The following is a 14,159-nucleotide window of genomic DNA, read 5'->3' as shown; positions in this document are numbered from 1 at the left end:
AAGCGGTTGAACGGGAAGGTGCATGATCCGCAGATCGGTGAAAAAAGATGGAACCGGAATGGGTATGTCCCCGTCGTAGTCAATATGGGAGAAACCTCGATCAATGTCGCTGGTGTCCGGGGGGTCGCTGGGGAGTTCGACAGCGTGGCTGATGAGCTGAACAAAGCAATTGCGCAGCTGCGCGGATTGTCCTTTGGCGGGGCATCGGCCGGGCGGTGGCATACCGCCAAGGGGGATGAGGTCATGAGCGGCCTGCGCGAGGTGGTAACTCACCTGGAGAACTGGCATAGCACCAACACCGCGATCGCCGAGCAGCTGCGCGCGACTGCGCAACGGTATGCCGATCGTGACGCCAAGAACAAGGCAAGGTTGGCTGCAGCCAATGGCCGGTAAATACGACATCGAGTCGCTGCGCAGCGAGGGAATCCAGGCGATCGCGAACTCGCAGAATTACACGACCGCCGCGATCCGGGGGAACGGCAAGTCTCCGGTCACGATCACCAACCCGGACCTCACCGCCAACGAGCGCCAGCTGTTCGATTGGTACGACATGGATGCCGGCATGGATCTGAACAAGCTCGGCGCGGATCTCGAGTTGTTCAAGAGTGCGGTGACCACGATGAAAGCCGCCGCCGAGCGTCAGCACGGACAGCTGCAGCAGCTCATGGGGATGTGGGAAGGCCAAGGTTCGGAGGCTGCCAACCAGTTCCTTAGGACACACAACTCCACTGCCGATGCGGTGACCAAGGAGTTCGGACAGGTATCCACCGGTCTGGACGGGTTGCGCGAAGCACTGTGGACCATCGTCGATCTGAAGAAGCAGGCATCGACCATGGTCGACGGGTTGGTGACCGACCGCGCGTCCTTCGACAGTGCTGTCGCGACCTACAAGACCGGCACTGGCGACAAGTCTGTGGCCGACGAGACCAACGCGACGAAGATCGGGCCGCATGTCCAGCAGAACATCGAGGGCAAATGGCTGCCCGCGATGAAGCTTGCCTGGGGTAAGGGCGGCGAGGCATACGACACCTTGATCAGCGCGCTGAAACAGGAGCTGCCTCCGGAGTTCAAGAACCCGCCCGGCCAGCTCGGGCCCGAGTACGACTCGGATACCGAGCCCCAGCAGAACCCCGCGGACAAGGGGAAAGGCAAGGGCGGGGAGCAGGAACCCGGCGCCAGCGGCGGTGCACAGAGCAGCGGCGACAGTGGTTCGGCCAGCGGCACCGCAGGTGGCGGGATGCAGGGCACGGCCACGCCGGCCTCCGCGATGGGTAACCAGGGCGGCCAGATGTCCGGCGCCGGGCAGCAGGGTGCTGGACAGGGGCAGGGGCAGGGGCAGGGGCAGCAGGGCATGGACCCGAGCCAGATTGTCAGTGGCCTGACCGGCGCCATGACGGGTGCCCTGGGATCGATCGGCCAGGCGGCGAGCGGAATCGTCAGCGCGATTACCGAGGGCCTCTCCAACATCCCGTTCGATCAGATGGGACAGGGCGGAGAACCCGGATCAGGCGATGAGAAGCCCGATGAGAAGCCCGACGACAAGATCGACGGGAAGGCCGACGAGGCTGCCGACAAGAAGGACCCGGACGCCAAGATGGCGGCGGCCAAGGATGCGGCCATCCAGGAGGCCCGCACCGATGCAGGTGGAACCTTTGCCACGGATGGCAAGCCGATCCAGGGCCCGGGCGTCCAGTTGGCGGGTGCCAGCGGACCGGAGGCCACACCGGCCCCCGCGGGCCAGACCGCTTCTGGTGCGCCGCTGGGTACGACGCCACTGGGGGGCGGGGTTCCTCCGTCCAGCGGCGGCCTCTCGGGTGCGCAGCCCGCGGGCTCGATGGCGCCGATGAGCCCGCCGCCGGTCCATGCACAGCAGCCGGTTTCCGCGCCTCAGCATCCCGAGCCTCAACCTGCCGGGGCGCAGCAGCCGTCACCCGTGCCATCGGTTGGGCCCACCGGCCAGCCAGCACGGCCTCAGGCCGCGGGGACCGATGCCGGGGAGACGCCGTGTGAGATCGCCGCCGATGAACTGCCCAAGGCCGGACGATGATCGATATCACCGACGCGCTCGCGGGAATCGTCTCGGATTTCGAGAGCACCCTTGACCAGCTGCGCGATGAGGCCGACGCGGCTCGTGACGAGATCCCGTCCGGCGAACAGGTGCCCGTGACCACCGCGAAATCCGTCCATGAATTTCGGATGCCTACGCAGATCCACGTGAACGAGTCTGATTTCGATGAGGACGATGTGTACCGCTGGCAGCGGTGGAGGCGCTGACTACCTCAGTAGCGATTGCACGCGATCGATCTCGCTGATCTCCAGCTCGGCGACATCGGGCAGCGAGGTATTCGGCAGCTCCGCCGTGGCATCCGCGAAGTCGCGGTAGCGCTTGTCGCCCGCGAGCTGGAACAGCAGATATCCGGTCAGCAGGGCACGAGTGTTGCGTTGGGTGGCCCGGTTCGATCCGCCGAGACCGACAAACCTACGCAGCCAGCTGTGTTCGGGTAGCCCACCGGACTTCGCCTTGGCGACATTCCGTAGCTCGGCACCCGGCCACGCGCGCACGAGAGCCAAGGCATTCGATCGCAGCGACTGTGTGTCCTCGGTGCTCGTGACCACCAATCCGGGAATGGTCAGCGCGGCCGCACTGTTCTCCACGGGCGGCTGAGTCTGACTGGGAAACAGTGCCACGACGGCCTTGGCCCCGGCGGGACGATTCTTCTTGTCCACCAGCACCGGAGATCGGGTCGCCGCGAAGACCGCCGCCGAGGCCCCCAGCCCGTGACCTGCGAGCGCAAGCTTGGTCGGATGCACGCTGATCTTCCCGTCGCCGAGCCGTACCCGGGTGACGATCTCGAGCGTTGTGGCCAAGTCGGCAGCCAGATTCAGGTGTGACGGGATCAACCCCTTCTCGGTATCGGGGGCCGCCGCGACGATTCCCCAGGACGCGAGGTGTTCCAGGGTGGCTCGATACTTGTCCGTACCGGTGAGCCAGTCGTGTCCGAACGCCACCGCTGGCAGATTAAAGCCGGAATGCGGTGTGTAGACGACGCCGGTTACACCCGCGAAGGCCAGGTCGCCGCGCAGAACCTTGTGCGGACCGCGACGGGTCAGGGCTTTGAATAGCGTGCGGGTACTCGCCATGGCATGACCGTAGCCGATGGTTGTCGTTGCGGACCGCAGCGGGAACTGAACTACCCTGGTGGGCTATGTGCGGAATCGTCGGGTACGTCGGCCACCGGGACGCCCTTGGTGTCGTCCTTGAGGCGCTGCGGCGGCTCGAGTACCGGGGCTACGACTCCGCGGGAGTCGCGCTGGCCGACGGCAGCGGCGGTCTTCTGGTGCAGCGAAAGGCGGGCCGGCTGGCCAACCTGGAGTCCGCGATCGCGGAATCCGGTGAATCCTTCGCCGCGACGACGGGGATGGGCCACACCCGCTGGGCCACCCACGGTGCTCCCACCGACCGCAACGCTCACCCGCATCAGGATGCGAGTGGCAAGGTGGCGGTGGTCCACAACGGGATCATCGAGAACTTCCCGGTGCTGCGCGCCGAGCTGGAGGCGGCCGGCGTCGAGTTCGCCAGCGACACCGATTCCGAGGTGGCGGTGCATCTGGTGGCGCGCCAGTACGAATCTGGAGACACTGCCGGCGACTTCGTGGCGTCGGTGCAGGCCATCGTGCGACGGTTGGAGGGGCACTTCACCCTCGTCTTCTCCCACGCCGATGACCCGGGCACGATCGTGGCCGCACGCCGGTCCACTCCGCTGGTAGTAGGCATCGGCGACGGCGAGATGTTCCTCGGGTCCGATGTCGCCGCATTCATCGAATACACCAGGGAAGCCGTCGAGTTGGGGCAGGACCAGGTTGTTGTCATTACCGCCGACGGCTACCGCATCACCGACTTCGCGGGTAACGACGACACCCACAATGCCCGGGTGTTCACGATCGACTGGGACCTGTCGGCCGCGGAAAAGGGCGGTTACGAGTACTTCATGCTCAAGGAGATCGCCGAACAGCCGGCGGCGGTGTCCGACACGTTGTTGGGGCATTTCGATCTCGGCCGGATAGTGCTTGACGAGCAGCGACTCTCCGATCAGGAACTGCGCGATATCGACAAGGTGTTTGTGGTGGCGTGCGGTACGGCATTCCACTCGGGTCTACTGGCCAAGTACGCCATCGAGCACTGGACGCGGCTGCCCGTGGAGATCGAGCTCGCGAGCGAATTCCGCTACCGCGACCCGGTTTTGGATCGCAGCACCCTCGTCGTCGCCATTTCGCAGTCGGGTGAGACTGCCGACACCCTGGAAGCGGTGCGGCATGCCAAGGAGCAGAAGGCCAAGGTGCTGGCGGTCTGCAATACCAACGGCTCGCAGATTCCCCGCGAGTGCGATGCGGTGCTGTACACGCGGGCCGGGCCGGAGATCGGTGTCGCCGCGACTAAGACGTTCCTGGCGCAGGTAACCGCCAATTACATTGTGGGCCTTGCCCTGGCGCAGGCTCGCGGGACCAAGTACCCGGACGAGGTGGCGCGTGAGTACCACGAGCTGGAGGCCATGCCGGAACTGATCCAGCGCGTGATCGATGCGATGGATCCGGTCGCCGAGCTTGCGCGGCAGTACGCCCAATCCTCGAGCATCCTGTTCTTGGGGCGCCATGTCGGATACCCGGTGGCACTCGAAGGTGCGCTCAAGCTCAAGGAGCTGGCGTACATGCATGCCGAGGGCTTCGCAGCGGGAGAGCTCAAGCATGGTCCGATCGCGTTGATCGAAGAGGGACTGCCGGTCATCGTGGTAATGCCGTCGCCCAAGGGCATGGGGTTGTTGCATTCGAAGTTGCTCAGCAATATTCGTGAGATTCAGGCCCGCGGGGCACGGACGATCGTCATCGCCGAAGAGGGCGATGAGACGATTCGGCCGTACGCGGACCACCTCATCGAGATTCCTGCGGTGTCGACGTTGTACCAACCGCTGCTGTCCACGATCCCGATGCAGGTGTTCGCGGCGGCGGTCGCGCAGGCCCGCGGGTATGACGTGGACAAGCCGCGAAACCTGGCCAAGTCGGTAACAGTCGAGTAGCGGCAGCCGTAGGCCGTCTGCATGAATTCCGTTGCGGTACCTATGCATCGCGTCGGAAAGCGTTGGGCGGCGGACAAGCTGGGGCATTTCATCGACGAGGCGGCGTTTGGCAGGTTCGTGCGGGCGTATCTGCGCGGAATGGATGACCTGCCCTCGGTGATCTCCAGTGCGGACATTGACACTCGGTTTGGGACTGTGCGGGCGTACAGATTTGGGTCAGCACCGGGGACTCCGCTGGTGTTGCTTCCCGGCCGGAACGCGTCTACTCCCGTGTGGCGCGCCAACCTGGCATCGCTGAGCACGCGGCGTACCGTCTATACCCTGGACCTGCTCGGGGAGGCCGGTATGAGCGTGCAGCACAAGGCAATCGCCGGTGCCGAGGATCAGTCCGCGTGGCTTGAGGACGTGCTCGACGGACTCGAACTCGACCGCGTACACATGCTCGGCCTGTCGATCGGCGGTTGGAATGCCGTCAATCACGCGGTCCGATACCCGAACCGGCTCGCCTCCCTGACCCTGCTGGATCCGGCGATGACATTCGCCCCGGTCACGTGGAAAATGCTCGTGGTGTCCCTCGGCGCGGTCATCCCCGGCATGCCACAGTGGCTCCGGAACCGCTTGTTGAGCTGGATTTCGGGCGGCGTACCGGTCGATGAGTCGGTGCCCGAGGCGGCGCTGATCTCTTCCGGGATGCGCGATTTCGCGATGTATCTGCCCACGCCGCGCCCGTTCACCGATGAGCAGCTCCGAGGTTTGCGGTTGCCGGTACTGGCGGTGATTGCGGGGCGCAGCATCGTCCACCGTCCCGAGCGGGCCGCGGCCCGGGCGCAACTGCTACTGCCGCATGCGCGGGTCCAGCAGTGGAGCGACGCCTCGCATGCACTCAACGGCGAGTTCCCGGAACGGATTTCCGATGTCACCCACCAGTTCCTCGACGATATAGACGGGGGAGCGAGGGGAGCGCAGAGTTCATGAGGCACTACTACAGCGCCGGGCAGATTCGGGATGCCGAGGCGCCGCTGCTGGCGGCGTTGCCCGAGGGAGCTTTGATGCGGCGCGCGGCATACGGATTGGCCACGGTTGTCGCGGACGAGTTGTCACGCCGGGCCGGAGTGGTAGCCGGGCGAGGCGTGTGCGCGATCGTGGGTTCCGGAGACAACGGAGGAGACGCCCTGTGGGCGTTGACCTTCCTGCGTCGACGGGGTGTCGCCGCCAGCGCGCTGCTGCTGAATCCGAACCGGGCCCATCGCGCCGGTCTGGCCGCCTTCCGGAAGGCCGGCGGCCGGGTGGTGTCCGCGGTACCCAGGGACACCGATCTGGTTCTCGACGGTGTTGTGGGAATCTCGGGAATCGGTCCGCTGCGCCCGGGAGCCGCCGAGATCGCCGAGCAGATCAATGCCGAGGGCATTCCGGTGGTCGCGGTGGACATTCCCAGCGGCGTCGACGTACACACCGGGGCGGTGGACGGCCCGGCCTTCCGGTCCGCGGTTACCGTGACGTTCGGTGCTTACAAACCCGTTCATGCCCTTGGCGATTGCGGTGAGGTCAGATTGATCGACATCGGGCTTGATCTTCCCGCGTCGACGATCCGGGAACTCGACGCGGAGGATGTGGCGATCGCGTGGCCCGTTCCCGGACCGGCCGACGACAAGTACACGCAGGGGGTCACGGGCGTGCTGGCGGGATCGCACACCTATCCCGGGGCGGCCATCTTGTGTACAGGTGCTGCCGTCGCCGCGACGGCCGGGATGGTTCGGTATGCCGGATCTGCTGCCGCCGAGGTGGTTTCGCATTGGCCGGAAGTGATTGCCACCCAGACGGAAGAGGCCGCCGGCCGAGTGCAAGCCTGGGTGATCGGGCCCGGATACGGTACCGGCGAGCGCCAGACGCGAACCTTGCGGCGGGTGCTGTCGGGCGGTCTGCCCGTGCTCGTCGACGCCGATGCCCTGACGATCCTTGCCGAGCACCCCGAGCTGGCCGATCTGGTGGCATCGCGCGACGCGGCGACGATCCTGACCCCGCACGCCGGTGAATACCGGAGGCTCGCAGGTGAGCCGCCCGGCCCCGACCGGATCGGCGCCGCGCGGTCGCTGGCGGTGCGGTTGGGTGCCACGGTGCTCCTGAAGGGGAATGTCACCGTCATCGCGCAGCCGGACGGGACCGCATACGTGAATCGGTCACACGGATCGTGGGCGGCGACGGCGGGTTCGGGCGACGTGCTCTCGGGTGTGATCGGTGCCCTCCTGGCCGCTGGAGTTCCCCCGGGCAAGGCCGCGGCGATGGGCGCCTATGTGCACGCTCGCGCGGCCGCTGCCGCCGCGGCGGATCCGGGTCCGGGCACGGCCCCTATCTCGGCTTCTCGTCTTCTTGGACATCTGCGGTGGGCGATCGCCGAAATAGGGTGAGAATCGGGTTATGTCGAATCCCCGCGATCAGTTCAGCCTCTCGGCCCACGCCGGCAAGATCAACGCCTCGTCCTTTAGCCCCGCCTACACCGGCCGGTTGTCGATGGCGCCCATCCCGGCGCTGCGCCTCCCCGACGAGCCGATGGACCCGCAGGCCGCGTATCGGTTCATTCACGACGAGCTGATGCTCGATGGCAGTTCCCGGCTGAATCTGGCCACCTTTGTGACGACGTGGATGGATCCCGAGGCCGAGAAGCTGATGGCCGAGACATTCGACAAGAACATGATCGACAAGGACGAGTATCCGGCGACCGCCGCGATCGAGTCGCGATGTGTGGCCATGGTGGCCGATCTGTTCCACGCCGAGGACCTGTCGGCAGAGGATCCGTCGTCGGCGACCGGGGTGTCGACGATCGGATCGAGTGAGGCGGTGATGCTGGCCGGGCTGGCGCTCAAGTGGCGCTGGCGCGCCAAGGTGGGCGGCGCCGACGGCAGTGGCTGGAAGGGGCGCACGCCGAATCTGGTGATGGGTTCCAACGTGCAGGTGGTGTGGGAGAAGTTCTGCCGGTACTTCGATGTCGAGCCGCGATACCTGCCGATGGCAAAGGACCGGTATGTCATCACCCCCGAGCAGGTACTCGGTGCGGTGGACGACGACACCATCGGCGTGGTGGGCATTCTCGGCACCACCTTCACCGGTGAGCTCGAGCCCATCGCCGAGATCTGCGCGGCGCTGGACACATTGGCTGCCACGCCCGGCAAGCCCGATGTGCCGGTGCACGTCGATGCCGCCAGTGGCGGCTTCGTGGTGCCGTTCCTACACCCCGAAGTGCACTGGGACTTCCGGCTGCCGCGGGTGGTGTCGATCAATGTCAGCGGGCACAAGTACGGCCTGACCTATCCCGGAATCGGTTTCGTGGTGTGGCGCAGCAAGGAACACCTGCCCGAAGAGCTGGTGTTTCGGGTCAATTACCTCGGCGGTGACATGCCGACGTTCACTCTGAACTTCTCGCGGCCGGGCAATCAGGTGGTGGGGCAGTACTACAACTTCCTGCGACTGGGCCGCGCCGGATACGCACAGGTGATGCGTTCCTTGTCCGAGACCGCCCGCTGGTTCGGTGACGAGCTGCGCAAGAGCGAGCACTTCGAGGTGATCACCGATGGCTCGGCAATTCCGGTGGTCTCGTTCCGGCTGACGGGCAAACAGCCGTACACCGAGTTCGATATCTCGCATTCGCTGCGGGCCTTCGGCTGGCAGGTACCGGCGTACACCATGCCCGAGGATGTCACCGATATCGCGGTGCTGCGGGTGGTGGTGCGCGAGGGATTCTCGGGTGATCTTGCCCGGGCGCTGCGCGACGACCTCGTCACCGTGCTGAAGGGACTTGACGAGCTGAAACCAAACGGACACTTCGACGCGGTGCAGCCGTTCGCCCACTGATGCGGCGGGTAGGAGCGGAGCGACTCGGGGATTTGGCGGGGTGATGGGACAATGCGGGCGGTGACGAAAATTCCGCAGACAGCAGCCGGTCTCCCGCCGAACAGGGGAGAGACCACGGCTCAGGCCGTCATCGACCTCGGCGCCATCGCGCATAACGTTGAATTGCTGCGCGAGTACGCCGGTCCGGCGCGGCTCATGGTGGTCGTCAAGGCCGATGGGTATGGGCACGGGGCCGTGCAGGTCGCCCGCGCCGCGCTCGCCGCGGGCGCCGACGAGCTGGGTGTCGCCACCATCAGCGAGGCACTGCAGGTTCGCGCGGGTGGGATCGATGCGCCGCTGCTCGCCTGGCTGCACGCGCCGGGCGCCGACTACGCCGCCGCGCTGACCGCTGATGTCGAGGTCGCGGTGTCCTCGCTCGACCAGCTCGATGAGCTGCTCGCGGCGGCGCAATCTACCGGGCGTCAGGCGATCATGACCGTCAAGGTGGACACCGGGCTCAATCGCAACGGCGTCCCGGCCGAGTACACTCAGGACCTCTTCGAGGCATTGGCGAAGGCGCAGGCCGAGCAGTCAATCCGATTGCGCGGCATCATGTCTCATTTCGCCTATGCCGATCGGCCCGGTGATCCCACCATTGACATGCAGATCGGCCGGTTCAACGAGGCTCTTGCATTGGCGCGCGGCCTGGGATTGCGCTATGAGCTGGCACACCTGTCGAATTCGGCGGCCACGTTGACCCGTCCCGATGCCCGATATGACATGGTGCGCCCGGGTATCGCGCTGTACGGCATCAACCCGATGCCCGGAGCCGTGGAGTCGGCGGCATTCAGTCCAGGAGGCCGGTCCTTTGGTTTGACCCCGGCGATGTCCGTGACCTGTGCGGTGTCGTCGGTGAAGCCGGTGCGGGCCGGTGAGGGCGTGTCCTACGGGCACGTATGGACCGCTCCGCACGACACCAACGCGGCGCTCGTCGGCATCGGTTACGCCGATGGTGTGATTCGAGGACTGGGCAACCGCTTCGAGGTGGCCATCGGTGGGCGCCGTTACCCCAACATCGGGCGGGTCTGCATGGACCAGTTCGTGGTGGATCTGGGCGGCAACGAGGCCGGCGTGAAGCCGGGTGATGTCGCAACGCTTTTCGGTCCGGGCGCGGATGGAGAGCCGACCGCGCAGGGCTGGGCGGAGCTGCTCGACACCATCGCCTACGAGGTGGTCACCTCCCCGCGGGGCAGGATAGTGCGGACGTACCGGGATTCCGGGTCCGTTGAGCAGTAAATCGAACGCCTGGCTGGCCGGCGTGGCAGGGCTCGGTGCCGTGGTCACGGTGGCCGGTGTCGGCACTGCGCGCTCGATCGGCAGACGCAGGTTCGACGACCCCTACCGCGATGAGGACTTCGACCTCTTGGAGACCGATCGCGGCAGCATCGTGATGACCGATGACGGTGTGCCGCTCGCGGTTCGCGAGGTGGGCCCGTCGAATGCGCCGCTGACCGTCGTATTTGTACACGGTTTCTGTCTGCAGATGGCGTCCTTCCATTTCCAGCGCCGCGAGCTGGCCGGCCGCTGGGGTGACGACGTCCGAATGGTCTTCTATGACCAACGCGGACATGGGCGCTCGGGGCTGCCCGCACCGAAGTCATGCACCATCAGACAGCTCGGCGACGATCTCGAATCGGTGCTGCGGGTGCTGGTGCCGCGGGGCAACGCGGTCCTGGTGGGGCATTCGATGGGCGGCATGACCATCCTCGCTCACGCCGGACGCCACCCCGAGCAGTATGGCCGCCGGATTGTGGGGGTCGGCTTGATTGCCAGTGCAGCCGAAGGCCTTTCGCACACGGCGATCGGCGAGGGATTGCGCAATCCGGCGCTGCGCATCCTGCGGACGGCCGTGCATTACGCGCCGCGCCCTGCCCACCACGGCCGCGGCGCGATCAAGTCGCTGGTTGGTCCGGTGCTGCAGGCCGCCTCCTACGGAGGCCAGCGGGTGAGCCCCACCCTGGTGAAGTTCAGCGAGCGAATGATCCACCAGACACCGGTCACGACCATCGTGGATTTCCTGCGGGCGCTCGAGGAGCACGACGAGACGGCGGCGCTGCCGACCATCGCACCGCTACCCAGCCTGGTGGTGTGCGGCGATACGGACATGCTGACCCCTCAGGTCCAATCGGAGTCCATGGCAGCGCAATGGGAGCCACGTGGACACAACGAGCTGATCTTGGTGCGCGAATCGGGGCATCTGGTGCAGCTGGAACATCCGGAAATCGTCAACGACGGCATTGACCGGCTGGTCAGGCGTTCTACCCCAACACTTTTCGCCGCCATCAAACAGCGCCTGCGCGATCGGACCGGCCTGTGATCGATCAGTCGGGAAGCGTCGCCTTGCCCACGCTGCAGGACACGCTGGATTTCGGAGCACAGATCGGGCGCGATCTCGCCGCGGGCGACGTCGTGGTTCTCAGCGGGCCGCTCGGGGCCGGAAAGACGGCATTGGCCAAGGGGATTGCCCAGGGCATGGATGTCGATGGCCCGGTCACCTCGCCGTCGTATGTGCTCGCGCGGGTTCATGAGGCGCGCCGCCAGGGGGCCCCGGCGCTGGTACACGTGGACGTCTACCGACTGCTGGAACATCAAAGTGCCGACCTTATCGGCGAACTCGACTCATTGGACCTCGATACCGACCTGGACGATTCGGTGGTCGTCGTCGAATGGGGCGAGGGGCTGGCCGAGCGGCTGTCGGAACACCATCTGGACATCCGGCTGGCACGCGCGGCCGACTCCGACGAGCGCACCGCAACGTGGCATTGGAGCAGTCAGTCATGAGCGTGATACTCGCCGTGGACACGGCCACCCCTGCCATCACGGCGGGGCTTGTCAGGCGTTCTGCGGACGGAACCCTGAATACCCTTTCTGAACGAATCACCATGGGCGCCAAGGGGCATGCCGAGGCTCTCGCGCCGAACATCGGGGCGGCCTGTGCGGACGCCGGCGTACCGGTCGGCGAGCTCGACGCGATCGTGGTGGGTTGCGGCCCGGGGCCGTTCACGGGACTGCGCGTGGGTATGGCGACCGCGTCGGCCATGGGCCTGGCGCTGGACATCCCGGTGTACCCGGTATGCACGCTCGACGCCATCGGCTGCGACACCGCCGGCAGCGTCCTCGTCGTGACCGACGCGCGCCGGCGGGAGGTGTACTGGGCAGGTTATCGGGACGGCACGCGCATCAGCGGCCCGGCCGTCGACGCGCCCGTAGATGTGTCGTTAGAGGGCTACGCCAGGGTTGCCGGATCGCCGGACCACACAGCACTTTTCGACCTTCTGGTGCTCGATCGCCAGTACCCGTCACCGTCCCGGCTGGTGCAGGTGGTGGATTGGAGCCAGCCCCCGGGTGCCTTGACGCCGCTGTATCTGCGTCGCCCCGATGCCAAAGAACCCCGTCGATGACGGTCGAGCTCAAGCGGCTTCGCCGGCGCGATGCCCGTCGGTGTGCCGAACTCGAGGCGATTCTGTTCGCCGGTGACGACCCGTGGCCGGAGGCGGCCTTCCGGGCCGAACTTGCGTCTACTCACATCTACTACCTGGCGGCCAGGGACGGATACACGGTCGTGGGATACGGCGGTATCTCCCGGTTGGGACATCACGAACCGGAGTACGAGATCCACACCATCGGCGTGGACCCCGCGTATCAGAAGCAGGGGATAGGGCGGCGTCTGCTCGATGCGCTGCTCGCGCATGCCGACCGGGACCCGGGGCCGGTGTTCCTGGAGGTGCGCACCGACAACGAGGCGGCCATCGCGCTGTACCACGGCACCGGATTCGAGACCGTCGGCGTGCGCAAGCGGTATTACCCTGGCAGCGGGGCCGATGCCTTCACCATGAAACGCCCTGCGCACGATGCTGTGAAATAGGCTGAACCCGCCATGACAGTCATCCTTGCCATCGAAAGCTCCTGCGATGAAACCGGAGTGGGTATCGCCGAACTGACCCCGGACGGGTCGGTGGTGCTGTTGGCCGATGAGGTGGCCTCCAGCGTCGACGAGCACGCACGTTTCGGCGGGGTCGTACCCGAGATCGCATCCCGCGCCCACCTGGAGGCACTCGGCGTCACCGCGCGGCGCGCCCTGGACATCGCCGGCGTGCAAAAGCCCGACGTGATCGCCGTGACTATCGGCCCCGGCCTGGCGGGTGCGCTCCTTGTTGGCGTCGCGGCTGCCAAGGGGCTGGCACTGGCCTGGGGGGTGCCCTTCTACGGCGTCAACCATCTGGGTGGGCACATCGCCGCCGATGTCTACGAGAACGGGCCCCTGCCCCAATGCGTGGCGCTGTTGGTCTCGGGCGGACACACCAGCCTGTTGCACGTGCGGTCGCTGGCCGAGCCCATTGAGGAGCTCGGTGCCACCGTCGACGATGCCGCCGGTGAGGCCTACGACAAGGTGGCCCGGCTACTCGGTCTCGGATACCCGGGCGGCAAGGCCCTTGACGAGCTTGCGCGGCAAGGTGATTCGTCGGCGGTTCCGTTTCCGCGCGGGATGACGGGGCCGCGCGACGACAGGCATAGTTTCAGCTTCTCCGGGCTCAAGACGGCCGTCGCGCGCTACGTCGAAAAACACCGTGAAGCACCCGATTTCTCTCCTGCCGATGTGGCCGCGGGATTCCAGGAGGCGGTGGCCGATGTGCTGACCATGAAAGCAGTGCGCGCCGCGAAGGATCTGGGGGTGTCGACGCTGCTGATCGCCGGAGGTGTGGCCGCCAACTCGCGGGTGCGCGAACTCGCCGAGCAGCGGTGCGCCGAGGCGGGCATCACGCTTCGGGTGCCGCCGCTGCGGTTGTGTACCGACAACGGCGCCATGATCGCCTCCTTCGCGGCACACCTGGTGGCGGCGGGGGCGCAGCCGTCCTCCCTGCAGGCCGCCACGGATCCGGGGCTGCCGGTCGTGAAGGGGCAGGTGCGGTGATGAGCGCCTCGCAGGGTGGGTACTTCAGTTCGCGCTGGGTGGAGGTTGCGATGATCGGCGATGTGTCAGCGCATCTGCTCATGGATATCGGGCCCCTGAACGGATAAGGACAACCCAGCCTTGAGCGCTAGCACTCTCATGTATAGAGTGCTAGACGGCGATCGTTTGTACGTCGTGTCGGCACCCGCGACGACGGCGCGACACGCATCCGGCCGCCGAAACATCTGTTGACAATCCAGGCTCATGGGCATCAGGCCCACCGAGCCACCCTGAGAGGGAAAGGGATCACT

Annotated in this window: 14 protein-coding genes and 1 pseudogene; 14 read left to right on the top strand and 1 reads right to left on the bottom strand. The window is 66.2% G+C overall.

What is annotated here, in order from left to right:
- Nucleotides 1-84 precede the first annotated feature (84 nt).
- From AC5Y5C_RS12625 to AC5Y5C_RS12615, 3 genes are read left to right on the top strand one after another with little or no spacing between them, the layout of a single operon-like run.
- Nucleotides 85-393: a WXG100 family type VII secretion target gene (locus AC5Y5C_RS12625; RefSeq protein ID WP_499972546.1), complete on the top strand. Its 309-nt coding sequence runs from the start codon at nt 85-87 to the stop codon at nt 391-393.
- Nucleotides 383-2,047 carry a hypothetical protein gene (locus AC5Y5C_RS12620; RefSeq protein WP_499972543.1) on the top strand — a complete coding sequence of 555 codons (1,665 nt, stop codon included), beginning with the start codon at nt 383-385 and terminating at the stop codon, nt 2,045-2,047. Before AC5Y5C_RS12625 ends, AC5Y5C_RS12620 begins: the two co-directional genes overlap by 11 nt.
- Nucleotides 2,044-2,274, top strand: a complete 231-nt coding sequence (locus tag AC5Y5C_RS12615; RefSeq protein WP_499972541.1) for a hypothetical protein — start codon at nt 2,044-2,046, stop codon at nt 2,272-2,274. Before AC5Y5C_RS12620 ends, AC5Y5C_RS12615 begins: the two co-directional genes overlap by 4 nt.
- Here the strand turns inward: AC5Y5C_RS12615 and AC5Y5C_RS12610 are convergent, their stop codons facing one another.
- On the bottom strand, nt 2,275-3,141 hold the full coding sequence (locus tag AC5Y5C_RS12610; protein WP_499972540.1) for a dienelactone hydrolase family protein: 867 nt from the start codon (nt 3,139-3,141) through the stop codon (nt 2,275-2,277). It abuts the gene before it with no gap.
- 65 nt (nt 3,142-3,206) lie between these two features.
- Here AC5Y5C_RS12610 and glmS point away from each other — a divergent pair, with 65 nt between their 5' ends.
- From glmS to AC5Y5C_RS12555, 11 genes and pseudogenes are all read left to right on the top strand, one after another.
- The gene (gene glmS / locus AC5Y5C_RS12605; RefSeq protein WP_499972539.1) at nt 3,207-5,072 is read left to right on the top strand and encodes a glutamine--fructose-6-phosphate transaminase (isomerizing); all 1,866 of its coding nucleotides are present in this window, start codon (nt 3,207-3,209) and stop codon (nt 5,070-5,072) included.
- A 21-nt stretch (nt 5,073-5,093) separates the two neighbouring features.
- Nucleotides 5,094-6,047 (top strand): alpha/beta fold hydrolase, encoded by a 954-nt coding sequence (locus tag AC5Y5C_RS12600; RefSeq protein WP_499972537.1) that lies wholly within the window; start codon nt 5,094-5,096, stop codon nt 6,045-6,047.
- Entirely contained in the window at nt 6,044-7,477 is a 1,434-nt protein-coding gene (locus AC5Y5C_RS12595; RefSeq protein ID WP_499972535.1) for an NAD(P)H-hydrate dehydratase, read from the top strand. Before AC5Y5C_RS12600 ends, AC5Y5C_RS12595 begins: the two co-directional genes overlap by 4 nt.
- A 10-nt stretch (nt 7,478-7,487) precedes the next feature.
- Entirely contained in the window at nt 7,488-8,918 is a 1,431-nt protein-coding gene (gene gad, locus AC5Y5C_RS12590; RefSeq protein ID WP_499972534.1) for a glutamate decarboxylase, read from the top strand.
- A 51-nt stretch (nt 8,919-8,969) separates the two neighbouring features.
- Nucleotides 8,970-10,193 (top strand): alanine racemase, encoded by a 1,224-nt coding sequence (gene alr, locus AC5Y5C_RS12585; RefSeq protein ID WP_499972533.1) that lies wholly within the window; start codon nt 8,970-8,972, stop codon nt 10,191-10,193.
- Nucleotides 10,183-11,274, top strand: a complete 1,092-nt coding sequence (locus AC5Y5C_RS12580) for an alpha/beta fold hydrolase (RefSeq protein WP_499972531.1) — start codon at nt 10,183-10,185, stop codon at nt 11,272-11,274. Before alr ends, AC5Y5C_RS12580 begins: the two co-directional genes overlap by 11 nt.
- Nucleotides 11,271-11,738, top strand: a complete 468-nt coding sequence (gene tsaE, locus AC5Y5C_RS12575) for a tRNA (adenosine(37)-N6)-threonylcarbamoyltransferase complex ATPase subunit type 1 TsaE (protein WP_499972530.1) — start codon at nt 11,271-11,273, stop codon at nt 11,736-11,738. Before AC5Y5C_RS12580 ends, tsaE begins: the two co-directional genes overlap by 4 nt.
- On the top strand, nt 11,735-12,358 hold the full coding sequence (gene tsaB / locus AC5Y5C_RS12570; protein ID WP_499972528.1) for a tRNA (adenosine(37)-N6)-threonylcarbamoyltransferase complex dimerization subunit type 1 TsaB: 624 nt from the start codon (nt 11,735-11,737) through the stop codon (nt 12,356-12,358). Before tsaE ends, tsaB begins: the two co-directional genes overlap by 4 nt.
- The gene (gene rimI / locus AC5Y5C_RS12565; RefSeq protein WP_499972525.1) at nt 12,355-12,822 is read left to right on the top strand and encodes a ribosomal protein S18-alanine N-acetyltransferase; all 468 of its coding nucleotides are present in this window, start codon (nt 12,355-12,357) and stop codon (nt 12,820-12,822) included. Before tsaB ends, rimI begins: the two co-directional genes overlap by 4 nt.
- A 12-nt stretch (nt 12,823-12,834) precedes the next feature.
- The gene (gene tsaD, locus AC5Y5C_RS12560; protein ID WP_499972523.1) at nt 12,835-13,869 is read left to right on the top strand and encodes a tRNA (adenosine(37)-N6)-threonylcarbamoyltransferase complex transferase subunit TsaD; all 1,035 of its coding nucleotides are present in this window, start codon (nt 12,835-12,837) and stop codon (nt 13,867-13,869) included.
- Nucleotides 13,870-13,883: 14 nt separating this feature from the next.
- Nucleotides 13,884-13,976 (top strand): annotated as a pseudogene (locus tag AC5Y5C_RS12555) (nuclear transport factor 2 family protein); the annotation flags it as partial.
- Nucleotides 13,977-14,159 lie beyond the last annotated feature (183 nt).

It is taken from the genome of Mycobacterium sp. NGS15, assembly GCF_059813245.1.
The sequence above is the reverse complement of the archived record's forward strand: the minus strand, read 5'-3'. Positions and strand labels throughout refer to the sequence as shown.